This is a genomic window from Nonomuraea sp. PA05, from assembly GCF_008086045.1.
In the GTDB taxonomy this organism is placed as follows: Bacteria; Actinomycetota; Actinomycetes; order Streptosporangiales; family Streptosporangiaceae; genus Nonomuraea; species Nonomuraea monospora.
Genome location: NZ_VSEY01000001.1, coordinates 172,360 through 197,416 on the forward strand (window position 1 = coordinate 172,360; position 25,057 = coordinate 197,416).

Genomic DNA, 25,057 nt, shown 5'->3' on the forward strand with positions numbered 1-25,057 from the left:
CCCGGGTCCCCGGCGGGAGGTCGCGGCCGTGTCAGCGGCCGCGTCAGCCCGACATGGGCCGGGCATCAGAGCGGTCCGCGATCGTAACGGCCATGAACGGACCAGTGATCGCGGCCACGGCGTCGCGGAAGGCGTACGCGGACAAGATCGTCCTGGATGGCCTCGGCCTCCGCCACCCGATGCGGAGCGCGCCGGCCCAGTTCAACGCCCTGCTCGGCGGCCTGATCGCCATCGGCCTCGTCATCGGGCTCGTGCCGGCGGGGCGGAAGGGCCCGGAGGTGCGGCAGCTGACGCGGAACCAGTCGCTCACCCCGCTCATCGAGACCCTGCGCGGCCTGCTGACCGGCCCGCCGTCGGCGGGCCCTGTCATCATGGCGATCGCCGGGTGCGCGGTGCTCTCGGTGATCGGCTACCTGTGGGTCCGCGGGCTGTTCACGAAGCGGGGATGAGCTCGGCCGGGTTGGTGCTCCGGGGCCGGATCATGGCGGACCTGTACTCCTGACTGTGAAGGAGCAGCCGGTCGCGGGCCGGGGCGACGCACCGGCCCAGCCGAACGCCCCGCCGTCACAGGCGTCCGGCTTGGGATACCTTGCGCAGGAAGTCGCGGGTGCGCTGCTCGGCGGGGTCGTCGAAGATCTGAGCCGGCGGCCCCTGCTCCAGAATGCCGCCGCCGTGCAGGAAGCACACCCGGCCGGAGATCTCGCGGGCGAACCCCATCTCGTGGGTGGTGAGCAGCATGGTCATCCCGCTCTCCGCGAGGTCCTGGACGATATTGAGCACCTCGATGACCAGCTCGGGGTCGAGCGCGGAGGTGATCTCGTCCAGCAGGAGGATCCGGGGGCTCATCAGCATCGTCCGGGCGATCGCCGCACGCTGCTGCTGGCCGCCGGACATCTGGTCGGGGTAGGAGCCGGCCTTGTCGGCCAGCCCGACCCTGCCGAGCATGGCCATGGCCCGCTCCCGGGCCTCCTCCTTGGTGCACAGACCGGTCTTCACCGGTGCGAGGACGGCGTTCTGCAGGACGGTCATGTGCGGGAAGAGGTTGTAGGACTGGAAGACCATGCCGACCTGCCGCCGGAGCCGGACCAGGTCGACGCCGGGCCCGGACACCACATCGCCGTCCACGGCGATCTCGCCGCCGTCGATGCTCTCCAGGCCGTTGACGCACCGCAGCAGCGTGGACTTGCCGCACCCGGAGGCACCGATCAGGCTGATCACCTCGTGCGCCGCGACGTCCAGGTCGATGCCGCGCAGCACCGTGTGGTCGCCGTAGGACTTGGTGACGCCGCGCAACTCGATGAGAGGGCTCATGAGGACTTCCTCTCGCCGCGGGCCAGCAGGTAGTCCACGAGCCGGGTCTGCGGGACGGTGATGACCACGAACAGCAGGCAGACGACGGTGACCGAGGACAGGTTGTAGTAGTTGGAGGAGTAGATCTTGGCCTGGGCGAAGGCGTCGATGATGCCGACGACGTTCACCAGGGCAGTGTCCTTCTGCAGCGCGACGAACGCGCCGAGCAGCGGAGGGACGATCCGCCGCACCGCCTGCGGCAGGATCACGTACCGCAGGGTGTGCGCGCGGGACAGGCCGAGCGACAGCGCGGCCGACTCCTGGCTGGGGTGGATCGACTCGATCGCCGAGCGGTACAGCTCGGCGTTGTAGGCGCTGTAGGTGAGGGTCAGCGCCACGATGGCGTAGACGACAGGGGGAGCGTCGCTGATCACCGGGATCCCGGCCAGCGGGACGCCGAAGCCGACGAGGTAGATCACCACGATGGCGGGCAGGCCGCGGAACAGGTCGATGTAGGCGATGGCCAGCAGGCGCAGCGGGCGCCCGCCCCGGCCGGGCGCGAGCCGGGCGAGCGCCAGCAGCAGGCCGATGACCAGCACCAGCGCCTGGGTGACGAGGGCGATGAGCACGTTGTGCCACAGCGCCTTGCCGGTCTCGGCGAAGCTCGTCCTCATCAGGTCCCAGCGCAGGAACGTCTCGCGGACGATCCCGTCGCTGATGGTGAGGAAGAGGACCAGCGCCATGAGGCACAGGCAGAACCCGGCGACGCCCAGCGCCGTCCAGGACGACTCGCGGGAGGCCGCGGCGTCGCGGCGCGCGTCGGTGATCGCCCCGCGCGAGAGCGCCCGGGCGGACGCGGCGGAGCCGCGCAGCCCCTTCCAGGCGGGGATCCCGACGAGGACGGCCGCCACCACGGCGACCGCCAGGACGATCACGGATCCGGCGGACAGCCGGTGGACGGCGTTGGCCACCACCGCCGCCGTGACCGCGACCGTCAGTGCCACGCCGGTCCAGGCCGCGACGTTCAGCGGCCGGGAGCGCGGTGGCGGCACGGGCTCTTTGGCGCCGGTCGGCGCCTCGACGGCGGCGGTCACGACACCGACCACTCGGGCAGGTCGTCGGGGTTCCCGCCGAGGAACGGCTGGAACTGCTCCTTGAAGACCCGGTCCAGGGTGCCGTCGGCCCTCATCTCGCCGACGATCGTGTTGACCCCGGCGGTGTTCGCCGAGCCCTTGGGCAGCATGATCGCCGCGTCACCGCCGACGGGGTACTGCCCGGCCACCTTGACCGCGTCACCGATCTGCCGGGCGTTCAGCATGACCAGGGTGGTGTCGAGGACGACGGCGTCGATCTGGCGGGCCCGCAGCGCGGTGATCATGTCGTTGATCGACTGGTACTGCCTGGCCTGCTGGGCGGGTTTGAGCTGCTCGTTGACGAACCTGTCCTGGACGGAGCCGAGCAGGATGCCGATCCTGGCGTCCTTGATCGTGGTGGCGTCCAGGGTGCTGTCGGACCGCACGAGCACGCCGCTCTTGACGTTGAGGTACGGGTCGGTGAAGTCGGCGACCTTCTCGCGCTCGGGCGTCTTGTAGAGCTGGTAGATCGTCAGGTCGTAGTCCTTGGTCCGGCCGCTGACCAGGGCGTCGAACGAGACGTTCGTCAGCTCCAGGCGCGGGATGCCGGCCCGGTGGGCGATCTCGGCGGCCAGGCAGTAGGAGTAGCCGCTCCGGACGTTCCGCGGGGTGTCGCCGTTGTAGTCGCCCGGGGCGGGCAGCGCGGCCTGGATGGTGAGGACGCCGGAGTCGACGGTCGTCAGCTTGTGGGCGCCGTAGGTGCCGCTGACCTTGCACTCGCCGTAGGACGGCGAGCCGTCGGCGGCCGTCCCGGCGTCCGAGCCGCCGCACGCGGTGAGCAGGCCGAGGCCCAGGGCCGTGACGCCGAGCAGGCCCGCGGCCCGGGAGGTGATGGCCGGCATGGTTGTTCTCCTGTGGCTGAGGGGGAGGGGATCAGATCCGCCGGGAGCCGACGACCTGGCCGAGGTCGAAGTCGAACTCCTGGGTGTCCAGACGGGCGGCGAGCACGCGGATGTCGCCGAGCGGGCCGAAGGGGTCGCGGGGGCCGTCCGTGAGCGTGAGTGTGCCTTCGGCGCGGAGGCTGCCGTGCAGGACGCTGTTGGGGTAGTCGACCCGGATGACCTGGGCGATCTCCGGTTCGGAGGCGTGATTTTGGGCCAGGAGCCGCACCTGGAGGTTGCACTGGCCCATGTCGGGGACGTTCAGCCCGGCGGGCCAGGCGCCGGCCGGCTCGCCGGTCACGGTGATCTCCGAGCGGACGAGGACGTCGCCGTGGCGGCGGCAGGCGAGGGTGAGGCCGTCAGGGGTCTGCTCCCAGGTGAACTCGCCGCCCTTCTTGGGCCACGGCCACATCTCGCGCCCGGCCGCCAGGCCCATGTCGATGTCGATGTACTCGAGCGAGCAGAACTTGCCGACGTGCTCCTCGAAGCGGCACGGCACGTTGAACGCGACGTTGTGGGAGCCCTGGTAGCCGTCCACGTCGCCGATGAGCAGCCAGCTCACCACGACGAAGTCGCCGATGGGCTCCAGCGGCTCGGGCAGCAGGCGCCGGGTGACGCCCTCGTCCACGCCGCAGAGCAGCATCACGCGGGTGCAGTCGCGGAAGTGGTGCGGCGCCGGATGGTAGAGCGGCGTGGACCAGTCGGGAATGGTGATGGCGGTGGGTGCGGGCACGGATGCGCCTCCGAAATCGAAATGGACTCTATTTTTATTTCGGTTAGTCTGTGGCATGACCGCTCCGGCCGTCAAGAGTCGTCTTCGCAGGTGGTCCGACACCCAAGATCGCGACGTGCCCGGCCCGCCATCTCGACCGCTAAGGTGGTCCGGACCTCGGAGGACAAGACGTGACCCGCAGCCCCTTGATCGACCTGGCGTCGGCGATGCGCCGCGCCCCGACCCAGGAGCGCAGCAAGGCCAAGGTCCGCGCCATCCTGGACGCCGCCGACGAGCTGCTCGGCGAGATCGGGTACGACGCGCTCGTGGCCACCCCGTGGCCGATCGTCGAGCGTGCGGGCGTCACGGTCGGCGTCTTCTACCACTACTTCGAAGGCGGCGAAGCGGTCCTGGAGGCCCTCGGGCTGCGTTACTTCGAGAGCGCGGGGGAGCTGGTCGACACCCTGGCGAGCCGCTCCTACCCCGGCTGGGAGTCGGTGGTGGACGCCGTCGTCGACACCTACGCAGGCTTCTACGGCCGCCCGTCCGTGCGCGAGCTGTGGCTGAACAACCGGCTGACCGCCGTGGCCAAGGAAGCCGGCCGCGAGGTCAACGACTACATCTACCGCACCATCACCGACCTGCTGGAACGTACCTCGGGCGGCACGCTGCGGCTGACCCCGATGGGCGCCCGCATCACCAACAGCATCGGCGACCAGTTGCTGCGCCTGGTCGAGGACGAGGCGGAGCCCGCCCGCGCCGAGATGATCGCCGAGGTCAAGATCGCCATGCGCAGCTACTGCCGGACCTTCCTCGGCGGCCCCGACCGCCCCTGACCTTCTTATGCGGCGAGGTCCCCGATGGGCTGCTCGGTCCAGATGGTCTTGCCGGCCTGCGTGTACCGGCTGCCCCAGCGGCTGGTCAGCTGGGCCACCAGGAACAGGCCCCGCCCGCCCTCGTCGGTCTCGCGAGCCCGGCGCAGCCGGGGCTGGGTGCTGCTGGAGTCGGACACCTCGCAGATGAGCACGTGGCGGTCGCGGATGAGCCGCAGCCCCACGGGCGCGCCGCCGTAGCGGATCGCGTTGGTGACCAGCTCGCTGACCACCAGCTCGGTCACCAGGGCCATCTCGTCCAGCCGCCAGGCGGCCAGCTGGCCGCTGGTCAGCTTGCGCGCGTCGCCGACGACGGCGGGGTCGGCGGGGAACTCCCAGCCGACGGTGTCGGTGGCGGGCATGGCGAAGGTACGGGCCAGCAGCAGGGCGATGTCGTCGACCGGCGGAGCGGCGGGCAGCTCCGCCACCAGATGGCGGCCGATCTCGGGCAGGGCGCGGCCGGGGCGGCACAGGACGTCCAGGCGCCGGCACAGCCGGTCCATGCCGTCGGAGAGATCGTGGTCGTCCCGCTCCACCAGCCCGTCCGTGTAGAGGGCGAGGACGCTGCCCTCCGGCAGGAGGATCTCGGCGGGCTCGAACGGCATGTTCCCGACGCCGAGCGGCGGGCCGGGGGAGAGGTCGACGAAGGCGGCGGCGGCGCCCGGCTGCACCAGGGCCGGGGGCGGATGGCCGGCGCTGGCCATCGCGCACCGGCGCGTCACGGGGTCGTAGGTCACGTACAGGCAGGTCGCCCCGATGCCCTCCCCGGACCCGCCGGACTCCTCGGCCAGCCGCAGCACGAGATCGTCCAGATGCGTCAGCAGCTCGTCCGGCGGCAGATCCAGGTCGGCGAGGGTCTGGATGGCGGTGCGCAGCCGTCCCATCGTGGCGGTGGCCTGCAAGCCGTGCCCGGTGATGTCGCCGACGACGAACGCCACGCGCAGCGACGACAGCGGGATGACGTCGAACCAGTCGCCGCCGACCTCGGCCCGGTCGCCGGCGGGCTGGTAGATCCCGGCCGTCTGCGCGGCGGTGAGGTCCACCGGCGCCTGCGGCAGGAGGCTGCGCTGCAGGGTCACGGCCGCGGTGTGCTCGCGGGTGTAGCGGCGGGCGTTGTCCACGCTCAGGGCCGCGCGGGAGACGATCTCTTGCAGGAACCGGACGTCTTCGTCGTCGAAGGCATCGGATCGGCCGGTACGCCAGGCCTCGACGCCGCCGAGCAGCAGGCCGCGCGCATACAGCGGCGCGACCAGCAGGGACCGGGCGTCAGCCGGCACCATGACCCGCGTGTGGCCGGCCAGCTCCTGAAGGATCCGGGAGCGGCTCGTCATGAGCACCGGTTCGCCACGTTCGAGGGTGCGCGCCGCGGGCAGGTCCGGCGGCAAGGGGATCGGGTCGCCCGCCTGGACCAGCCCGGCCGGCCAGGGTTCGCTGACCGCGACCCGCCGGAAATCCTTGCGGATGGGCCGCGGCGGCTCGTCGCCGGCCAGCACCGCATCCGAGAGGTTCACGGTCGCGTAGTCGGCGAACACCGGGACGATCACGTCCACGAGATCCTGAGCCGTGCGAGTGATGTCCAGGGACGCGCCGATGTTCGCCGCCGCCCGGTAGAGCAGATCCAGCCGCCGGCGCGCGGGCTGCCCCTCGTCCAGGTCGATCAGCACGGCCGCGGCTGGTTCCAGGGGGATCGCCGACACGGAGATCTCCCACTCCTGGCCCGGGCACTGCCTTCTGTGCAGCGGATATCGCCGGCCGGCGAGCGGCTCGCCCCTGGCCAGGGCCTCGTTCAGCCGCTCCTCGACCTGCCGTGCCTCCTCGGCCGTCAGCACGTTCGCCCGGTCGCCGTCAGGGGAGAGCAGGAGGCCACCGAGCAACTCGGGCGGCGTCCCTTGAGAGTCGCATCGACGCAGGATGAGCGCGAGGCCGGCAAGGGAGTCGTCCGCTGCAGCCATGGTCCGCCTCTCCATCGGTTCACGTCACGACCGGAGATCATCTCCAGCATCACACGAGGTCGGAAGGGGCGTCCAGCAGGGTGGCGGCTCATTTTGCCCGCCGCTTGGGGCCTTTTTGCCATCGCGGGCCACGCCGCCGGGGGGGAGGGCGTGCGCGGCGGCGGGCCTGGCGCGCCGACGGAGCTGATCGTCAACGCGGGCACGCCGCGTGAGCGCCGTCACGACAAGATCTACGCGCTGCCGCTGGAGCCGGGCGACGTCGTCACGCTGCTGACCTCGGGCGCGGGCGGTTACGGGGATCTGTTCACCAGGGATCCCGAGGCGGTGCCGCGCGACGTGGAACGCGGCGTGGTCACGGTGGAGGCGGCGGCCCGGGCGTACGGCGTGGTGCTCGCCGCGGGCCGGACGCTGGTCGTCGATGAGGAGGCCACGCGGGCGGCCCGCGCCGCGCGAGGCGACAGCGAGACGGGCGTTGGCCCGGAACGGCCGGCGTGGGAGTCGGTCTTCGCCGCCGCCGCCGTGGACCGCCCACGCCCGAGCAGGCCGAGACCGCTCGCCGTACACTCGCCGCAGAGATCACCGCACTGGAACGGGCATCCTGATGACCACTGGCAACGCCGCAGAAGACCTCGCCGACCTCTACCGTGACCTGCACCGCCACCCCGAGCTGCCCTTCCAGGAGACGCGGACGGCGGGCCTGGCCGCCGACCGGCTGCGCGCGGCCGGGTTCGAGGTGCACACCGGGATCGGCGGCACGGGCGTGGCGGGCGTCCTGCGCAACGGCGACGGCCCGACCGTGGCGCTGCGCGCCGACATGGACGCGCTGCCGGTGGCCGAGGCGACCGGCCTGCCGTACGCCAGCACCGCCACCGCCCGCGACGACCAGGGCCGCGACCTCCCGGTCATGCACGCCTGCGGCCACGACATGCACGTCACCTGCCTGGCGGGCGCCGCCGCGGAGCTGGCCGCCGGCCGCGAGGGGTGGCGGGGGACGCTGGTGGCGCTCTTCCAGCCGGCCGAGGAGATCGCGGGCGGCGCGCGGGCCATGGTGGACAACGGGCTACTCGACCTGTTCGACCGCCCGGCCGTCGTGCTCGGCCAGCACGTCTTCCCGAACCCGGCCGGCCAGGTGCTCATCAGCTCCGGCGAGGTGCTGGCCGCCGCCGACAGCATCGAGATCCGCCTGTTCGGCCGGGGCGGTCACGGCTCCCAGCCGGAGCGCACGGTGGACCCGGTGGTGCTGGCCGCCGCCACCGTCATGCGGCTGCAGACCGTCGTGTCGCGCGAGGTGTCGCCGTTCGAGCGCGCGGTGCTGACCGTGGCCCAGATCAACGCCGGCCACAAGGAGAACGTCATCGCCGACGAGGCCCGCATCACGATCAACCTGCGCTCGTTCTCCCCGCAGGTGCGGCGCACGCTGCTGGACGGGGTGGAGCGCGTGGTGCGGGCCGAGGCTCAGGCGTCCGGCGCGCCGCGCCCGCCCGAGCTGCGCACCCTGAACTCCTTCCCGCTCACCACCAACGACCCGGACGCCACCGCCCGCGTCCGGCGCGCCCTCATCGCCCGGCTCGGCGCCGGGCGGGTGACCGGCATGGCGCCGCTGATGGGCAGCGAGGACTTCGGCGTGTTCGGCTCGGCCGCCGGCGTCCCGTCGGTCTTCTGGGGGCTCGGGTCGGCCGACCCGGAGCGGTACGAGCGGGCGGAGCGGGAGGGGCGGCTGGTGGAGGACGTGCCGGGCAACCACTCGCCCGCCTTCGCCCCGGTGATCTTCCCTACCCTGCCCACCGGGGTCGAGGCCCTGGTCGCCGCTGCCCTGGCCTGGCTCGCGCCGCAGGGCTCGCAGGACAGCTAGCGGCCGCCCGTCCGGCGTGAGGATCGGTCTCATTCTGGACGGCGCCGAGCCTGCCCGGCAACCGGCGGACGGTGTGCGCCGCCGGGCCGGATAAAGCATGGAAATGCCCCGTGGAAATGCCGGGAACAGCGCGCCTTGCCGTGCACGGCGGCCGAGCCTAGCCTCGAATCAGTTCAAGCTCGGATAACCCGGATTAATATCCGGGGGAAGGGGATGTGCTGATGGACACCAATCCATTCGAGGACCCGGACGGCGTATTTCTGGTGCTCATCAACGACGAACACCAGTATTCGCTGTGGCCGGCTTTCGCGGACGTTCCGCAGGGCTGGACGGTCGCGCTCGAGGAAACGGACAGGAAAACCGCCCTGGATTACGTCGAGCAGCACTGGACCGACATGCGACCCAAAAGCCTGGCCGAGGCGATGCGTGACAACTGACGGGCAGGTGATTCCGGTCCCGCGGGAGGTCGTGGATGAGCACTGATCAAGGGGGCCTGGCGAGTGTCGCGGCACAGGCCGCCGATCCCAACCTCGCGCTGGTTCTCAAGGTCCTTCCCGCCCTGATCGTCATCCTGCTGGCCTCGTGGGTGTGCGGGCGGCTGGCCGTCATGGTGATGCAGCCACGCGTCGTCGGCGAGATGATCGCCGGCGTGCTGCTCGGCCCCACCCTGTTCGGCTGGCTGTTCCCGCAGGCCCAGGCGGCGCTCTTCCCCGCGGAGGTCAAACCGGTCCTGTACGTCGTGAGCACCATCGGGCTGACCCTGTACATGTTCCTCGTCGGCGCCGGGTTGCACCATGGCGCGCGGGTGCCGGGGGAGGGCCGCCGGTCGGCGGTGCTGGCGTTGTCGGGGCTCGTCCCGTCCCTGCTGCTGGGTTTCGCCGTCGGCCTGGCCCTGTGGGGCGCGCTCTCGCGGCCGGACGTCGGCCCGGTGCAGTTCGCCCTGTTCGTCGGGGGTGCCCTGTCGCTGACGGCGTTCCCGACGCTGTCGCGGATCCTGTACGAGCGGGGCATGCAGAACGCTCCGCTCGGGCGGCTCTGCCTGATCGCGGCGTCGATCGACGACGCGCTGGCGTGGTGCCTGCTCGCGGTGCTGACGGCGCTGCACCTGGGCACGGACCTGGACGGCGCGGCCCGCACCATCGTCATGTCCGCGGTGTTCGCGCTGGTCATGCTGCTGCTGGTGGCGCGGGCGCTGCGCCCGCTGGGCAGGAGCTTCGCGCAGCGCGGGGAGTTCAGCGGCGACGCGATGTACGTCATCATCCTGGTGCCGCTCGTCGCCGGCTGGATCACCGACGGGATCGGCGTCTACTCGGTCTTCGGCGGTTTCGTCGCGGGCCTGGTCATGCCGCGCGACCCCGCGTTCCGCCGGGCCCTGCACGACCGCATGATGGGCCTGGTCTCCACGCTGCTGCTGCCGGTCTTCTTCGCCTTCTCCGGGCTCAACACCGACCTCGGCGGGATCGCCGGCGGTGTCGCGCTGCTGGGGCTCGCCGGGATCGCGGCCGCCGCGTTCGGCGGGAAGTACCTGGGGTGCGCGCTGGCGATGCGGGCTCTGGGGTTCGGCTGGCGGGAGTCGTACGCGGTGGGTGCGCTCATGAACGCGCGCGGACTGATGATCCTCATCTTCGTCAACATAGGCCTGGCCCAGGGCATGATCAGCCAGCAGCTCTTCTCCATGCTGGTGCTCGTCGCCGTCGTCACCACCGCGAGCGCCCTGCCGCTGTACAAGCTGAGCCTGCCTGACCGGCTCGAACGCGTGCAGCTCGCCACGCTGGAGGGCGGGCTCCGCGGCGCCGGCGGCCGGGCCGGGCTGGATCCGCGCGAATCAGCGGCCACCTGACCTCCTGAGACCGCCCGGCCTGTCGTCCGACCACCTCATCTGGACACTCCATCCCGAGAACGGAATGACTGTGGACCTTTCAGCACGCAGGGAAGACCCGATGCGGCGGGACACGCTCGCCCTGGTCGACCGGCGGCTCCTGCCCGACGTGGGAGCAGGTCACGAGACCGTCGCCGCCGCGCACCACGTCTACGAGCACCTGATCGCGCTGTGGGCCCCCGGCGCGATCGAGGCCGCCTTCGACCTGGGCGTGTTCGCCGCGCTCGCGGACGGCCCGGCCACCGCCGAGGCGCTGGCGGGCCGCCTGGAGGTGGATCAGCGCGGGATGCGGGTCCTGCTGGACGCGCTGTCGGCCTACGACCTGATCGACCGCGGCTCCTCGGCGGGCGGCGTGCGTTACGGCCTGCGGGCGGGGCTGCGCGAATGCCTGCTGCCCGACGGGCTGTACAGCCTCGCGGGGAAGGTGCGCTACGACCGGATGCTGGCCTGGACCGCCTGGCGGAACCTGGCGCAGGCCGTCCGGGGCGACGGCAGCGCCGTCCCCCAGCACAACCAGATCTCCACCACCGAGTACGAGTCCCTGGTGCGCGGCATCAACTTCTGGGCGCCGCCGATCGTGTCGATCCTGGCCGGCGCCCTGCGCGACCGGGGCTGGCCCGCTGGGCCCGCCGCGCCGGCGATGCTGGACGTCGGCTGCGGCACCGGGCTCTACAGCCAGTTGCTGCTGCAGCAGTTCCCCGAGCTGACGGGCGTCGGGTTCGACGTGGAGCGGATCGTGTCCATCGCGCGGGCGCAGAGCGAGCGGATGGACGTGGGCGACAGGTTCCAGCCGCTGGCCATCGACTTCTGGCAGCGGGACTGGGGGACCGGTTTCGACCTGGTGCTCTTCGCCAACATCTTCCACCTGCAGACCCCTGACTCCGCCAGGGAGCTCAGCATCCGGGCCAGCAAGGCGCTGGCCGGCGGCGGCGTGGTGGCCATCATCGACCAGATCGTGGACGACAGGGCGGACGCCGACAGCGTCCAGGACAGGTTCTTCCGGCTCTTCGCCGCGTCCATGCTCGCCACCGGGGGCGGGGACGCCTATCCGCTGAGCGACTACGACGAGTGGCTGAGCGTCGCGGGGCTGCGCAGGGCGGCGCTGGTGGACACGCCCATGCACCGCATCCTGCTCGCCACGCACGCCTGACCCGGCTTTTCAGTCACAGGCGCAGAGCTGAATCGGTCAGCCGTAAACGTTCGACTGGTGCGGGTCCGCGGTCGAACACCCGCGCTGCCATTCAGCGGGCAGAAGCCTTTCGTTGCGGACACAAAACAGGTCCAGTACCTTGCGCAGCAGTGTCATGAATGAATTCGCCGGAGCGCGGCCATGCCCTGATACGGCGTCGCTGGATAAGCATTCGGCAAGGCCGCGGAGAACGAGAGAACGTGGCAGCCCAGCATCAGCCCGCCGACCGGGAGCGGAATTGCATGAGAATCATTGAGCCGCAGGCCGACATTCTGGCGGGGCACGCCGGCGTGAATCTGGCCGACCCCGATTTCTACGCGACGGGAAACGCCCATCTCGCCTGGCGGTCCATGCGAACGACAGAACCGCTGCTCTGGCACGACCACCCGCGCGAAGGATTCTGGGTGGTGACGCGGCGCGCCGACGTACGGCGGGTGCTCGGCGAGCACGAGACCTTCAGCTCGCAACACGGCACCAGCATCGCGATGCTCGGCGCTCCCGACCCGGGGGCCGGTCTCATGATGCAGGCCACCGATCCGCCCCGGCACCAGCGCTTCCGCGAGCAGCTCGGCCGGCCGCTGTCGGCGCACGCGGTGTCGGCGTACGAGGAGGACATCCGCTCGATCGTGCGCAGGACCGTCGCGCCGGCCCGGGACGGCGGCGTCTGGGACGCGGCGGCCGCGATCAAACGCATCCCGATGGCGGTCGCGGCCCACCTCATGCGGCTGCCGGACGCCGACGTGGACCCGCTCATGCGCCTGGCCTACGCCACGCTCGCGCCACGCGATCCGCTCTATCGCATCGGCGGCGAGGAGGAGACCCTGGCCAGGGCGCACTACGAGATCTCGCACTACTTCTCCGGCCGTCTCGCGGAGCGCCGCAGGCAACCCTCGTCGGACCTGCTCAGCTACCTGATGTCGATCGAGGTGGAAGGGCGCAGGCTGAACGAGCGGGAGTTGCTGCTCAACTGCCTGAGCATGATCGTCGGCGCGGTGGTCACCACCTCGCACGCCGTCTCCGCCACCCTCATGGCGCTGGCGGACGCGCACGGCGGGGAGGGCCGATGGCCGTCCCACCTCCGCATGGACTCCTTCGTCGAGGAGGCCCTGCGCTGGTCGTCCCCCATCACGCACTTCATGCGCCGCGCCCGCAAGGACGTCGAGCTGCACGGCAGGACCATCGCGGCGGGGCAGGCGGTGACGTCCTGGATCGCCTCCGCCAACCGTGACGAGAACGTGTTCGACCACCCCTACGCCTTCGACCACTGCCGCCGGCCCAACCGGCACGTCGCCTTCGGGAGCGGGCCGCACCGCTGCGTCGGCGCACCGCTGGCGCGCCTGATGCTGAAGCTGATCTTCGAGGAGCTCCGCGCGGACATCGAGTGCTTCGAGCCGGTGGGCGAACCGGCGCACGTGGTGTCCAACCAGGTGGCCGGGGTGAACAACCTGCCGCTGCGGGTCAAGGCGCGTCAGCGGGACTCCGTAACCCAGTAACCAACGCAGCCCATCGATCGAAGGGGCGAGAATGACTGCTCAAGACGCCGGAGTTCAGGAAGTCGACGTCATCGTCGTCGGCGGCGGGCCCTCGGGGTCGACCCTGGCCTCCCTGGTGGCCATGCAAGACCATCGGGTGCTGCTGCTGGAGAAGGAGACCTTCCCCCGCTACCAGATCGGCGAGTCGCTGCTGCCGTCGACCGTTCACGGCGTGTGCCGGCTGATCGGCGTGACCGACGAGCTGGCCCGCGCGGGCTTCACGGTGAAGCGCGGCGGAACCCTGCGCTGGGGCGCCAACCCGAAGCCGTGGACGTTCCTGTTCTCGGTCTCACCCAAGATGGCCGGCTCCACCTCGTTCGCGTACCAGGTGGAACGGATGAAGTTCGACAAGATCCTCCTCGACCGGGCCCGCGAGCTCGGCGTGCGGGTCCGCGAGCAGTGCTCGGTCACCGACGTGCTCACGGCCCCCGACGGGCGGGTCCACGGCGTCCGCTACACCGGTCCCGACGGCGCCGAGACCGAGGTCCACGCCAAGTACGTGGTGGACGCGTCGGGCAACAGGAGCCGGATCCACAACAAGGTCGGCGGCACCAGGAAGTACTCCGAGTTCTTCCGCAGCCTGGCCCTCTTCGGCTACTTCGAGGGCGGCAAGCGGCTGCCGGCGCCGAACTCGGGCAACATCCTGTCCGCGGCGTTCGAGAGCGGCTGGTTCTGGTACATCCCGCTGAGCGACACGCTGACGAGCGTCGGCGCCGTGGTCGCCCGCGACATGGCGCACAGGATCCAGGGCGACCCGGAGAACGCGCTCAAGACCCTCATCCAGGAATGCCCTGAGGTCAGCGAACTGCTGGACGGCGCGACGCGCGTGACGACGGGGGAGTACGGCCAGATCAGGGTGCGCAAGGACTACTCCTACCACCAGACCCGCTTCTGGCGCCCCGGCATGGTCCTCGTCGGCGACGCCGCCTGCTTCGTGGACCCGGTCTTCTCCTCCGGCGTGCACCTGGCGACCTACAGCGCCCTGCTGGCGGCCAGGTCGATCAACAGCGTCCTGGCCGGCCGGATCGGGGAGCAGGCCGCATTCGACGAGTTCGAGCGGCGCTACCGCCGCGGGTACGGCCCCAGGGCCGGCGCCCCCGGCGGAAATCGGCCATCCGAAGCTGCGCCACCCCGCTTGCGCCGCCTTGAACACTCATGAGGAAATAGCGGATCACGGTGAGAGCGGCGCCCCTCGGGCGGGGCGTGCCGCCGCCGCCGGGGCCGGGGACGACGACGGCGTGAACGCACCGAACGTGCACTGTCCAAGGAGGCGCAGTGATGGAACGTTGCGAAATCACCGGCGAACCGCCGAGGTCCGTCCCGCTGACGCGGCCGTCTCGCTTGATCGTCACCGAGCAGGGGGTACTGCCACGATGACGCCCGATGCCGCCGCCTTCGCCGACGCGGTACGCGGCCGGGCCGCCGGCTGGGACCTGGAAGGCGAGCTGCCCTCCGACGTCAGGGCCGCCGCGGGTGTGGCCGGGCTCCTCGGCGTGGGCCTGCCCGCCCGGTACGGCGGATCGGGCGGCACCCCGCACGAACTCGGCGAGGTGTGCGCGTCCCTCGGCGGGGTGTGCAGCGCGCTGCGCGGGCTGGTCACCGTCCAGGGCATGGTCACGGCCGCGCTGCTGCGCTGGGGGAGCGGCGAGCAGCGCGGGCGGTGGCTGCCCGAGCTGGCGCGGGGAGCGCGGATCGCCGGGTTCGCCGCCACCGAGCAGGGCGCCGGGTCGGACCTGACCGGGGTGAAAACGCGCATCGACGAGGACGACGACGGCTCACTGACCGTCCGCGGCGCCAAGAAGTGGGTGACCTTCGGGCAGGTGGCCGACGTCTTCCTGGTGCTGGGCCGGACCGGCGGACGCCCGGCGTGCGCGCTCGTCGAGGCGGACCGGCCCGGCGTCGAGCTGGAGCCGGTCGAGGGCCAGCTCGGCATGCGCGCCGCGCAGATCGCCCACGTGCGGTTCGACGGCGTCCGGGTGCCGCTCGCCAACCAGGTCGCGCCGCCGGGCTTCGGGCTCTCGCACGTGGCCGCCACCGCGCTCGACCACGGGCGCTTCACCGCCGCCTGGGGCTGCGTCGGGATGGCCGACGCGTGCGTACGGCTCGCCGCGGCGCACGTCACCCGCAGGACCCAGCGCGGCGTGCCGCTCGCCGAACACCAGCTGGTCCGATCGGCGCTGGCCAAGGCCGCCGTGGACGCGGCCGCCGCCCGGGCCCTGTGCGCACGCGCCTCCCGCCTGCGCTCGGACGGCGATCCCGAGGCCCCCGCCGCGACCATGATCGCCAAGTACGCCGCCGCGCGGGCGGCGGCCACGGTGAGCCGCGGCACGGTGCAGCTCCTCGGATCCGCCGGGTGCGAACGGGACAGCCTGGCCGCCCGCTTCTTCAGGGACGCCAAGGTCATGGAGATCACCGAGGGCGCCGCGGAGGTCGCCGAGATGAACATCGCCGCACACGTTCTGCGCGGCAGCGGCGCGAACCCCTGACCCGCCTCGCGTCCGGGCATCAGCGCCGGCCCACGGGCCGGGCAGGAGGGTCATCGCCGCCTTCAACGCCCGCGCGGCACGCTTCTCGGCGGGTGTGCAGGCTGGACGCGTGCCACGCCCTGAGCCGGCAGATGCGGCCGTTTCGCAGGTCGATTCACGCCCGCGGCGGCCGGACCTCCCACGCCGGCCGCTGAAGCTGATCGTTGTACACGACGACGTCGGCGTGCTCGGCCGGGCGGGCCGTGGCGAAGTAGAGCCGCTGGGAGGGAATGTAGCGGTCACGCCAGGACCGCTCGATGTCGGCGGAGGACCCGGCCAGGGCAGCCGCGCCCCGGACCTGGGCGCGGTCGATCGTCCGCTCGAAGGGGACGGACACGAAGACGCGCAGGTCCCACCGGTCGATCAGCTCCGGGCGCAGGAGGAAGACGCCGTCGAAGAGCAGCACGGCGTCCGCGGACGCGGTCGCGGCCGGCGGGGACGACGGGGTGTCGGTCTCCGCGTCGTAAACCGACACCTGGAACCTGCGGTCTCCGCCCGGGCCCAGCGGATCGAGCAGGACCCGGCACAGCGCGGCGCGGTCGTGGGCGTCGAAGTAGCAGCCCTCGGCCGAGTACCGGCCGCGCCGGTAGCGCTGGGCGCGGGGGACGAGGAAGTCGTCGATGGTCGCGCGGATGACGTCGCGGTCCTGCGCGCGCAGGACGGCGGCGAGCTCGTCGGCCAGCGTGGTCTTGCCGGCGGCGGGCGGGCCGTCGATCGCGACCCGCAGCGGGTGCGCGGCCGTAACCGACCTGATCGTCTCGGCCAGCCGGGTGACCAGCTCGCCGCGGGTGCCTTGCTCCATCGTTGCCTTCAATGTATCGATGCCGTTCGCCGGGCGTACTTCACACGATCAACGCCCACCTCGAAGCGGTGCACCGCAAGCCCGCCACCACCGGCCGCGAGGAGCTGACCGCCGCCCTCATGGGCTGAGCCCCGCACGGCGTGACCCGCACTGTCAATCCCTGACATCAGTGATGTCGCCGCCCCACCGCCCGAAGGCACAGTCGGAGCAGACCACGAAGGCACCCCCGATCCATGGAGGAGAACCTCATGATCAACAAAGCCGATCGCCCGGCCTCCCTCGCCGGACTGCCCGGCCGGACCCGCTTGTCTCGCGTCCAGCGCAGGACCCCGAGGCGGGGCGCGAAGAAGTTCCTCACCCTGACGGCGGTCGTCGGGCTGGTGTTCGCCGGCCTGCCCGCCGCCATCGCGCAAGCGGCCCCCTCCCGGTTCGCCGACGGCTTCGAGGGCAACCCCGCGCAGCGCTGGGAGCCGCTGACGAGCGGGGACGGCAGGGCCGACTTCGACCTCGCCCAAGGCCTCGCCAGGTCCGGCGCCGACAACGGCTGGCTGTACGCCGGTCAGGGGTGGGCGGCCCAACGCATCGCGGTGCCGGTCGGCGGCTGGCCGGAGCGATCGAGCTGCGTGGCGGAGATCTACGCGCAACCGGTGGGCGGCGGCGCTCAGGTCGCCCTGGAGATCTGGGACCCCAACGGCTGGCACAAGCTGACCAGCACGGCGCCCTTCCTGCCGGGCTCCGGTTATCAGCGCATCAGGACCAGCCGGATCGACCTGCGCCGCCTGGACACGGTCTACGTCCAGGCGATCTTCGGCAAGGACGACGGAGCCAGGCAGTTCGTCCGGCTGGACGACGTCAGCCTGCGGTGCTCCTGACGGGGGTCCTCCCTCGACCACTCGCTGCTTGACCTCTGCGCGGGTCGGCGGCGACAGATGGCCGGGTGCGCGCCCCGGCCATCTGCCCTCCACCCCCAGGACCTCACCGGCGACGCACGTCAGCCGGGAAGGCGCCAATTGCAGCGGCCCTCGGCGCAGAGCTCGGCGGTCGTCCCGCGAGGATCCGGCGCCTTGATCGACGCCTTGCCGCCCCACTGCTCGTAGCGGGTGTCCACGTGGACGGTCTTCGCCGCCAGCCCGTCGAGGACGTCGGCGAACGTGAACGTGCTCCGCACCCTGCTGACCAGGCCTGACGAGCTCAGCGTGACGGTGTAGGCGAGCCTGGCGCCCTCTTCCCACCCGGTGTGGGCCGCGTGCTCCGCCCAGCGGGAGACCTGCTTCAGCCTGTCGAACGTGATCGCGCCCGTGACGGTGTCGCCGCTCCGCCGGCCGTGCTGTATCAGGGCGGCCAGGGTCGTGGGCTCGGCCGATTGACGAGCTGCTCGTCGTAGCCGAGCAGCTCGGTGTGCCAGAGGTGCGACTGGTGGCGGTCCTTCCACCAGATCTTGCCCTCGAAGGTCCCGGTACGCCGGCGTTCCGCCGGTTCGCCGGCGCCCAGAAGGGTGGTCGTCTCGGTGAAGCGCACACCGTCTCCGGATCCCAGGACGGCCTTCAGCGCCTGGACCGGGTCCTTGATCACTGCTTGTGCGGAAGCGACGCTCGTCAGCAGAGCGCCGCAAGTCACCAGAGTGGTGATCAGCCTCCTCACGATGGTGATCCTGCCGCGATCCGATCACGCCGGAGCACGGGCCGGTTGCGGCCTGCCCCCGGCACGATCTCCGGCCGCCGCGCCCCGGACGACGTCAGGACCGGGCGGCCCCCGCCGAAGAACAGGGCAAGGGGTGCTGCCAGGAGAAGCGGCCGGGCCCGACCCGGTAGGTGACGCCGCCCGGGAACCGCACCTCCCCCCGGCAACCTCGACCGAGATGCTCAACTGCCGATCCCGCGCCCGCCACCCGACCGCGATCCGGGGCGACGAGGTCGGAGGCGAGGGCGCGGACGTGGCTAGCCTGGGTGCCCGCCCTGGCGCGGCCCGGTCGGCCACCGGATCCAGAGCGGCCAGCCGGACGCGGCCGGAGTCGGGTCTGCGCAACCCCTCGGCGCACTCGACGGTCGTGGTCCTGCCCTGCGGCGGACACCGTCCTGACCGCCCCCGGATCCAGCCGGGCGGCACGCTGAGCGGCGAGTTGCGTCTGTCCGGCGGCGAGAGCGAGAACCGCGGCGTCCTGTTCTCGGTCCCGGTGTCCTCGGAGACGCCGATCAGCGAGATCTCCGGCCCGGCGACCGCCGATCTGCGGGCGGGCCACCTGGACGGGTGCGCCAGGACCTGCCGTTTCTCGGCCGGCCATGACGACGCGCCGCGTACCGACCGGCCCGGTGAGATCGACCGCTGGCTAGGGGCCCTCACCTGCGGTGACTCGTGACGGGCCGGGCGACGAGGGCCCGCTGACCGAGCCGCAGCACTCGATCAGCGGGCGGCCCAAGGGGTCGTCGGCGATCCGTTCGCCGCTGACCAGTGCGGCGAAAAAGATCCTCCCACAGCGGCGCGCCTGCTTTCCCCTGCGCCCGCCGCCGGGGACGTCGTGACGCGGCTGCATCCGCGACGCCGCCACCCCCGTCGAGCGGGCCCGCCAGGCCCTGGCCGCCTCCGGCCGCTCCAGGTCACCGGTGATCCGCGGCAACGCGCTGGACGACACCGTCGGCATCGCCAACCTGCGCGCGACCTGCTCACCGACGAAAGCGCCGTCACCGCCGCCGACGTCGCCCGCCCGCCGCTCCTGCTGCCCGACAGCCTGCCGGAGAGCCTGCCGGAAAGCCTGCTCGACAGGCTGCCCGACAGCCTGCCGGAAAGCCTGCCGGAAAGCCTGCCCGACAGGCCTGCTCGACAGCCTGCCCGTGGCCGCCGCGCTGCGCCGCTTCGAGAGCGAACGCCGCCAGTCCGCCCTCGTCATCCACGAGCACCGCGTGACCGACGGCATCGTCACCCCGGAGAACCTGCTCGAAGAGGTCGTCAGCGAGATCGCCACGCCATCACCCAGGTCCGGATGATCCAGCAGCCCGCACCGTCGCTTCGATCATTCAGCCGACGGGGCCGAGGGCGGGTTCGTTAGACTCCTGCCCCTTCGCAGGACGACGGAATGGGACAGCTCTGCATGAGCATGGAGATCAACCTGCTCGGGCCGCTGGAGGTCACGGTGGACGGCGTCCCGGTGCGGCTGGCCGGCGCGCGGCGGGTGGGGGTGCTGGCCCGGCTGGCACTGAGCGCTGGGCAGGTGGTCTCCTCCGAGCGGATGGCGGCCGACGTGTGGGGCGGCAGCCCCGTGTCCACCGTGGGCAAGCAGTTGCACATCGTGATCTCCAAACTGCGTGAGGCGCTGCCGGGCCAGGTCATCGCCACCGTGCCGGGCGGGTACCGGCTGGACCTGCCGCTGGAGCACCTGGACGTGCACCGCTTCTCCCAGCTCACCCGGCGGGCCCGCGCCACCCGGGACGCCGCCGCCGCGACCGGCCTGTACGAGCGGGCGCTGGCGCTGTGGCGCGGCGAGGCGCTGCACGGCATGGGCGAGGTGTGGGCGCGGATCGAGGCGGCGCGGCTGGAGCAGGAACGGCTCACGGCGCTGGAGGACTGCGTCGACCTGCGCCTGTCCATCGGTGATCACCACGCCGTGCTGAGCGAGCTGACCGCGCACGTGGAGGCCCACCCCTTACGCGAACGTCCCCGGGCGCAGCTCATGCTGGCGCTGTACCGGGCGGCCAGGCCCGCCGAGGCGCTGGCGCTCTACCAGGAGACGCGCCGGGCGATGGCCGACGAACTGGGCATCGAGCCGGGGGCCGAGCTGCGCAGGCTGCAGCGGGCGGTGCTGGCCGGGGACCCTGCGCTCGACCTGGCCCCCGACCTCGGCCCCGATCCCGATTCCGGCCCCGGGTCCGGGTCCGGGTCCGCCGGCGTACGCGTCGTGCCCGCCGAGCTTCCCGCTGACACGCCCGCCTTCACCGCGCGGACGGCCGAGATCACCTGGCTCGACAAGGTGCTCGCCGACGCCGCGCCCGGCTCCCCGGCGCCTGCCGACGTTGCGCCCGGCTTCGCGGCGCCTGCCGACGTTGCGCCCGGCTTCGCGGCGCCCGCCGACGCCGCGCCAGGCTCGTCGGCGCTTGCCAACTCCGTGCCAGGTTCGTCGGCGCTCGCCCGCGCCACGCCCCGCTCGCCGGTGATCGCCGCGATCGACGGTCCCGGCGGCATCGGGAAGTCCGCCCTGGCGATCCACGCCGCGCACGCCGCCATGGACCGGTTCCCCGGCGGCGTGCTCTACGTCGACCTGCACGGCGCCACGGCAGGCCTGCCGCCGGCGGATCCGCTCCAGGTACTCGGACGGCTGCTGCGGTCGCTCGGCGTCGACGGCGCAGCCGTCCCCTCCACCATGGAGGAGGCGACCGCCAACTACCGCTCCATCACCGCCACCAGGCAAGTGCTGGTCCTCCTCGACAACGCCCTGGACGCGAGCCAGGTGCGCCCCCTCGTCCCCGCCGGGCCCGGCTGCGCCGTCATCGTCACCAGCCGCCGGCGCCTGGCCTCCCTGGACGGCGCGGAACACCTCCACCTGACCGGCCTCGACGACCACGACGCCACCGCGCTGCTGGCACGCGTCACCGGCGGCCGACGCGTCCAGGCCGAACCGGCGGAGGCCGACCGGATCGCCGCCCTCTGCGGCGGCCTGCCGCTCGCCCTGCGCATCTTGGCCGCCCGGCTGGCCGCACGCCCCGACTGGACCCTCTCCTACCTCGCCGGACGGCTCGCGGACGCCACCAGCCGCCTGGACGTCCTGAGCCACGCCGACCTGGCGGTCCGCACCGCCATCGCCGTCAGCCACCATCACCTGCGGGAGGAACCGGCAGGACAGGACGCCGCCCGGCTGTTCACGCTCCTCGGGCTGCTGGACACGCCCACCCACACCACGGCGGCCACCGCCGCCCTGACCGACTGGCCCGCCCACCGGGCGGAAGCGGCCCTGGACCGCCTGCTGGACGCCCGCCTCCTGGAACCGGCCGGCCTCGACCGCCACCGGATGCACGACCTCATCCGCCTCTACGCCCGCGAGCAGGCCGCCCTCGACCACCCGGAGCCCGAACGCCGCGCCGCCGTCCGCCGGGCGTTCCACCACTACCTGGCCGGCGCCAAGAGCGCCAGCCTGCTGCTCGACCCCTCCTCGGCCCACGCCCTGGCCGACTACGACGGCGACCGTCCGGGCGTGGCGCTCGCCACCGCACAGGAAGCCGACCACTGGACGGACCAGGAGAGCGACAACCTGCTCGCCGCCGCCTACCAGGCCGCCTCCGTCCAGGACGACCCCCGGACCGCGATCGGCCTGGCCTGCGCTCTCTACTGGCCCTTCGCCCGCAGATGCCTGGACCGGGAACTGATCGACCTGCACACCCGCACCCTGGAGATCGCCGTGGCGAGCGGCGACCTCGCCGCCCAAGGGCTGGAGCATCACCTCCTCGGCGACCGCAACCAGGCGATGGGCCGCTTCTCCGTCTCGGCCGAACACCTGGAGCAGGCCCTGGTCTGCTGGGAACGGGCCGACCGGCCACGGCGCATGATGTCCACCTACAACGGCCTCGGCATCACCTACGCCCAACTGCGGCGATACGACGACGCCCTCGCCGCCATGGAGAACGGCCAGGCCCTCGCCGAAGCCGGCGCGCTCCCGGACCTGCAAGCCATCTTCCTCAGCAACCGCGCGGTGATCTACGACAAGCTGGGCCGGTTGGACGAGGCGATCGCGACCGCGCGAGCCAGCCTGGCCATCTGGCAGGAACTCGACAACCCGGCCAGGAAGGGGCTCGCCCACGACACGCTGGCCCACGCCCATCGCAGCGCGGGGCAGCTCGGCGAGGCGGAGTCGGCCTACCGGCAGGCCATCGCGCTCCAGGAGGAGGGCGGCCATCACTTCGGGGTGGCCACCTCCGCATGGGGGCTCGGCCAGACCTGCCACGACCTGGGACGCCACGACGAGGCGTGGCAGTGGTGGCGGCGGTCGCTCGACATCCTGCACGACGTCGGGCTGCTCACCCGGGAGCAGGTGGATCAGCACCTGGCGCAGACCGTGCCCGACACACCCGCCCCGATCCTCAACGTCCTGTGAGCCGCCTGACCGTCACCGCCCGCCCACGCTGAGCCGCCTGGTGTGCTCCGAGGCGGGCTCAGCCCGACCTCGCCGGTGCCGCTGGTGACGAAGGTGCGCCTGCCGTCCAGGCGCACCTTCTCGGAACCCGGCCGTCGCGCCGGCGCCGCGGGCGAGCAGCGCACGCGGGGCCGGCGCGACGGCGGTTCGGGCGCCGGACGCGGGGGTGGGTCAGCCGGTGTAGTCGGTGGTGCTGGTGGTGCCGGACGGCCACAGGTACTTGCCGTGGTCGGCCGTCGAGAAGCTGGTGTTGCCGTCGCCGGGCCTTGCCTGGATCAGGTTGCCGCGCCAGGTGGAGCCGCGAGCGCTGCCGCCCCAGAGGTTGCCGTACAGGAAGCCGTAGAGCTGGTGGAGCTCGGCCGAGAACACGTTCCCTGTCACGGTGATGTTCTCGGCGTTGTCGAGGTCTCCGACGTGCAGGGCGTAGCCCCATCCGGAGACGTAGTTGTCCGTGATGGTGACGTTCCTGTAGACGCCCGGTCCTTGCAGGGCGAGCGCGTTGGTGTTGCCCAGGGAGGCCAGGGTGTTGTGGTGCACGATCATGTTGCCGCCGTCGCCCTCGCTCTGCGGCCCGATGCCGTCGTGGTGATAGACGTCGTGTGCGGTGTCGGCCATGTCATGGATGTAGTTGTTCGTCCAGGTAGAGGGGCGATCGGGGAACCCCGTCACCATGATCATCCCGGCGTTGCCCCAGATGTCGTTGTGGTCCATGACGGCGACGGCTTCCTTCATCGTCGTCACGAGCTGCCAGGAGTCCTCGAACGGCGTGCCCGGCTCGGTGGGCGAGGACGACACCGTGCCGTCGTTGCCGGGCGGCAGCTCGTAGGAGCTGGGCTTGAACGTCGAGTACAGGAACTTGACGTTGGTGTCGGAGTAGATCTGCACCAGGTTGTCGTTGGGGTTCGTGCCCTCGAACAGGCAGCCCACGAAGGTGAGGTTGTCGCCGTAGATGATCGTCTTCAGGGCGGTGAAGCGGGTGAAGGCGATCACGCTGTTGTCCGGGAACTCGACGCGTAGCGGCTTGTCCGGGCTCATGCCGGCCGCGTAGTCGGTGAGCTGCCCCGGGTAGGCGCCCAGCCCGAGGCCGCCCGCGTCGGCGGGGGTGTTGGCGTAGCCGGTGTTGGAGAAGTCCGGCCAGTAGCCGGAGCCGTCGTTGGGGCGCGCGTCAACGGCGGCGACGGGAGCCGCGTCGTGGACGGCGGCCTGGCCCGTCCGTGTGCCTGGCCCGGCGACCAGGATCGAGGCGACGAGGACCGCGGCGGCGCAGACGCCGCCCCATCTGATCAGGCGGCTCACCGGCGAACGGCGTGGCTGGAGAGAGTGCTGGAATGACATTCTCGTTTGGCTCCCCGAGCGATGGTCGTGCCGATCAGACGACGGTGCGGCCGAACCACACGTTGCGCGCGCGGAAGCGGGTGTCGCCCATGGGCGCGGGCAACTGGTCCTCCCACCCGGGGTCTCCTTCCTCGCTCAGGCCGCTGGCGTAGGAGCCCATCTGCAGGTTGAGGATGAGGTACATGGGCTGGTCGACCCAGCCCACGGCCTTATGGGTCGCCACCCAGCCGTCGTCGCCGTCGCCGACGTAGTAGTCGAGCAGGACGTCGTTGCCCTCCTTGGTCATCCAGACCCGGTATCTCCGGAACGGGCCCGGGTCGGAGACGGGCACCTCTGTCCGCGTGACCCACTTGGCGTCGTCCTCCTTCTCTCCCGGCTGCCCGGTTTTGGTGCTGTTCCAGGTGTTGCAGAGGTTGACGGGCCCTTCGTCGGAGGAGAGCCCCACGTACTCCAGGATGTCGGTCTCCGGCGGCCAGGCGTTGACCCCGGTGGTCCAGAAGGCAGGCCAGACGCCCACCCCGGGCTCGACGGAGAACTCACCTGAGATGTCGTACTCGGGATACTGGTCGTTGACGATGATCTGCTGCTTGGCGTGAATGGCCCCCGACTTGTACCAGATGGGGCATTCAGGCGGGCTCGGGCTGGTCATCTCGGATTTGGGGAGCCTGGTCGCCGTCATGGTCAGCACGCCCCCCGAGAGTGAGAGCTGGCCGGCGTCCATCATGGCGGCGCCGTTGTGGTATTTGCCCCAGGGGTAATTGACCTCCCACTGCGTGTTGAAGGCCGTCCAGCTGTCGAAGGACGACGTGTCCGCCAGGTTCTCCCAGGTGTCAGCGCTGCGGGCGGCGCGGCGCGCGGACGCGGCCTGCGCGAGGCCGGGGACGGCGGCCAGCCCCAGGGAAAGGCCGCCCAGGGCCGCGGCCGAGGTCAGCAGGCGACGCCGATTGATGCCTTGTTCCGACATGACTCCCTTTCTTGCCGTACGTGA

General features: G+C 71.8%; 25 protein-coding genes. 14 read left to right on the forward strand and 11 right to left on the reverse strand.

Annotated features, from left to right (window positions below; all coding sequences use genetic code 11):
• Positions 1–92 precede the first annotated feature (92 nt).
• The gene (locus FXF51_RS00825; protein WP_148432251.1) at positions 93–449 is read left to right on the forward strand and encodes a hypothetical protein; all 357 of its coding nucleotides are present in this window, start codon (positions 93–95) and stop codon (positions 447–449) included.
• Between the two features lie 115 nt (positions 450–564).
• Here FXF51_RS00825 and FXF51_RS00830 read toward each other — a convergent pair whose 3' ends face one another.
• From FXF51_RS00830 to FXF51_RS00845, 4 genes are read right to left on the reverse strand one after another with little or no spacing between them, the layout of a single operon-like run.
• Positions 565–1,311, reverse strand: coding sequence for an amino acid ABC transporter ATP-binding protein (locus FXF51_RS00830; protein ID WP_148432252.1), 747 nt, complete (start codon positions 1,309–1,311; stop codon positions 565–567).
• Entirely contained in the window at positions 1,308–2,396 is a 1,089-nt protein-coding gene (locus FXF51_RS00835) for an amino acid ABC transporter permease (protein WP_187414083.1), read from the reverse strand. Before FXF51_RS00835 ends, FXF51_RS00830 begins: the two co-directional genes overlap by 4 nt.
• Entirely contained in the window at positions 2,381–3,265 is an 885-nt protein-coding gene (locus tag FXF51_RS00840) for an ABC transporter substrate-binding protein (RefSeq protein ID WP_148432254.1), read from the reverse strand. Before FXF51_RS00840 ends, FXF51_RS00835 begins: the two co-directional genes overlap by 16 nt.
• Positions 3,266–3,296: 31 nt before the next feature.
• On the reverse strand, positions 3,297–4,037 hold the full coding sequence (locus FXF51_RS00845; RefSeq protein ID WP_187414084.1) for an acetoacetate decarboxylase family protein: 741 nt from the start codon (positions 4,035–4,037) through the stop codon (positions 3,297–3,299).
• Between the two features lie 170 nt (positions 4,038–4,207).
• Here FXF51_RS00845 and FXF51_RS00850 point away from each other — a divergent pair, with 170 nt between their 5' ends.
• Positions 4,208–4,852 (forward strand): TetR/AcrR family transcriptional regulator, encoded by a 645-nt coding sequence (locus tag FXF51_RS00850; RefSeq protein ID WP_148432256.1) that lies wholly within the window; start codon positions 4,208–4,210, stop codon positions 4,850–4,852.
• A 5-nt stretch (positions 4,853–4,857) separates the two neighbouring features.
• Here the strand turns inward: FXF51_RS00850 and FXF51_RS00855 are convergent, their stop codons facing one another.
• Positions 4,858–6,840: a SpoIIE family protein phosphatase gene (locus FXF51_RS00855; RefSeq protein WP_148432257.1), complete on the reverse strand. Its 1,983-nt coding sequence runs from the start codon at positions 6,838–6,840 to the stop codon at positions 4,858–4,860.
• 93 nt (positions 6,841–6,933) lie between these two features.
• Between FXF51_RS00855 and FXF51_RS00860 the strand changes: the two genes are divergently transcribed.
• The 8 genes from FXF51_RS00860 to FXF51_RS00895 all read left to right on the forward strand — a co-directional run bounded on the left by FXF51_RS00860 (position 6,934) and on the right by FXF51_RS00895 (position 15,778).
• Positions 6,934–7,488, forward strand: a complete 555-nt coding sequence (locus tag FXF51_RS00860; protein WP_187414085.1) for a hydantoinase B/oxoprolinase family protein — start codon at positions 6,934–6,936, stop codon at positions 7,486–7,488.
• Positions 7,442–8,692, forward strand: a complete 1,251-nt coding sequence (locus tag FXF51_RS00865) for an amidohydrolase (RefSeq protein ID WP_148432259.1) — start codon at positions 7,442–7,444, stop codon at positions 8,690–8,692. Before FXF51_RS00860 ends, FXF51_RS00865 begins: the two co-directional genes overlap by 47 nt.
• A gap of 221 nt (positions 8,693–8,913) precedes the next feature.
• Positions 8,914–9,129 (forward strand): MbtH family protein, encoded by a 216-nt coding sequence (locus tag FXF51_RS00870; protein WP_148432260.1) that lies wholly within the window; start codon positions 8,914–8,916, stop codon positions 9,127–9,129.
• A 35-nt stretch (positions 9,130–9,164) separates the two neighbouring features.
• Positions 9,165–10,532 (forward strand): cation:proton antiporter, encoded by a 1,368-nt coding sequence (locus tag FXF51_RS00875; protein ID WP_148432261.1) that lies wholly within the window; start codon positions 9,165–9,167, stop codon positions 10,530–10,532.
• 100 nt (positions 10,533–10,632) lie between these two features.
• On the forward strand, positions 10,633–11,721 hold the full coding sequence (locus FXF51_RS00880; RefSeq protein WP_148432262.1) for a class I SAM-dependent methyltransferase: 1,089 nt from the start codon (positions 10,633–10,635) through the stop codon (positions 11,719–11,721).
• 281 nt (positions 11,722–12,002) lie between these two features.
• Positions 12,003–13,253: a cytochrome P450 gene (locus tag FXF51_RS00885; protein WP_187414086.1), complete on the forward strand. Its 1,251-nt coding sequence runs from the start codon at positions 12,003–12,005 to the stop codon at positions 13,251–13,253.
• A 31-nt stretch (positions 13,254–13,284) separates the two neighbouring features.
• Positions 13,285–14,451 carry a tryptophan 7-halogenase gene (locus FXF51_RS00890; RefSeq protein ID WP_148432264.1) on the forward strand — a complete coding sequence of 389 codons (1,167 nt, stop codon included), beginning with the start codon at positions 13,285–13,287 and terminating at the stop codon, positions 14,449–14,451.
• Positions 14,452–14,665: 214 nt separating this feature from the next.
• On the forward strand, positions 14,666–15,778 hold the full coding sequence (locus FXF51_RS00895) for an acyl-CoA dehydrogenase family protein (protein WP_148432265.1): 1,113 nt from the start codon (positions 14,666–14,668) through the stop codon (positions 15,776–15,778).
• A 154-nt stretch (positions 15,779–15,932) separates the two neighbouring features.
• On the opposite strand, the gene FXF51_RS00900 is transcribed toward FXF51_RS00895, so the two are convergent.
• Positions 15,933–16,619 (reverse strand): cytidylate kinase family protein, encoded by a 687-nt coding sequence (locus tag FXF51_RS00900; protein ID WP_148432266.1) that lies wholly within the window; start codon positions 16,617–16,619, stop codon positions 15,933–15,935.
• 248 nt (positions 16,620–16,867) lie between these two features.
• Here FXF51_RS00900 and FXF51_RS00905 point away from each other — a divergent pair, with 248 nt between their 5' ends.
• A complete protein-coding gene (locus FXF51_RS00905) occupies positions 16,868–17,491 on the forward strand; it encodes a hypothetical protein (protein ID WP_148432267.1) in 624 nt (207 codons plus the stop codon).
• Positions 17,492–17,610: 119 nt separating this feature from the next.
• On the opposite strand, the gene FXF51_RS60340 is transcribed toward FXF51_RS00905, so the two are convergent.
• Together FXF51_RS60340 and FXF51_RS00910 are read right to left on the reverse strand one after the other, a co-directional pair.
• The gene (locus FXF51_RS60340) at positions 17,611–17,787 is read right to left on the reverse strand and encodes a hypothetical protein (protein ID WP_187414087.1); all 177 of its coding nucleotides are present in this window, start codon (positions 17,785–17,787) and stop codon (positions 17,611–17,613) included.
• Positions 17,788–17,951: 164 nt separating this feature from the next.
• Positions 17,952–18,260 carry a hypothetical protein gene (locus FXF51_RS00910; RefSeq protein WP_148432268.1) on the reverse strand — a complete coding sequence of 103 codons (309 nt, stop codon included), beginning with the start codon at positions 18,258–18,260 and terminating at the stop codon, positions 17,952–17,954.
• 292 nt (positions 18,261–18,552) lie between these two features.
• On the opposite strand from FXF51_RS00910, the gene FXF51_RS63635 reads away from it, so the two are divergent.
• The gene (locus FXF51_RS63635) at positions 18,553–18,975 is read left to right on the forward strand and encodes a hypothetical protein (RefSeq protein ID WP_187414088.1); all 423 of its coding nucleotides are present in this window, start codon (positions 18,553–18,555) and stop codon (positions 18,973–18,975) included.
• On the opposite strand, the gene FXF51_RS00920 is transcribed toward FXF51_RS63635, so the two are convergent.
• Positions 18,946–19,257: a hypothetical protein gene (locus FXF51_RS00920; protein WP_148432269.1), complete on the reverse strand. Its 312-nt coding sequence runs from the start codon at positions 19,255–19,257 to the stop codon at positions 18,946–18,948. The genes FXF51_RS63635 and FXF51_RS00920 overlap by 30 nt on opposite strands.
• A 190-nt stretch (positions 19,258–19,447) precedes the next feature.
• On the opposite strand from FXF51_RS00920, the gene FXF51_RS60350 reads away from it, so the two are divergent.
• Positions 19,448–19,600, forward strand: a complete 153-nt coding sequence (locus FXF51_RS60350) for a hypothetical protein (protein ID WP_187414089.1) — start codon at positions 19,448–19,450, stop codon at positions 19,598–19,600.
• 104 nt (positions 19,601–19,704) lie between these two features.
• Positions 19,705–22,695 carry a BTAD domain-containing putative transcriptional regulator gene (locus tag FXF51_RS00925; RefSeq protein ID WP_187414090.1) on the forward strand — a complete coding sequence of 997 codons (2,991 nt, stop codon included), beginning with the start codon at positions 19,705–19,707 and terminating at the stop codon, positions 22,693–22,695.
• A gap of 210 nt (positions 22,696–22,905) precedes the next feature.
• On the opposite strand, the gene FXF51_RS00930 is transcribed toward FXF51_RS00925, so the two are convergent.
• Both FXF51_RS00930 and FXF51_RS00935 read right to left on the reverse strand, forming a co-directional pair.
• A complete protein-coding gene (locus FXF51_RS00930; protein ID WP_148432271.1) occupies positions 22,906–24,030 on the reverse strand; it encodes a hypothetical protein in 1,125 nt (374 codons plus the stop codon).
• 73 nt (positions 24,031–24,103) lie between these two features.
• Positions 24,104–25,033, reverse strand: a complete 930-nt coding sequence (locus tag FXF51_RS00935) for a glycoside hydrolase (protein ID WP_148432272.1) — start codon at positions 25,031–25,033, stop codon at positions 24,104–24,106.
• Positions 25,034–25,057 lie beyond the last annotated feature (24 nt).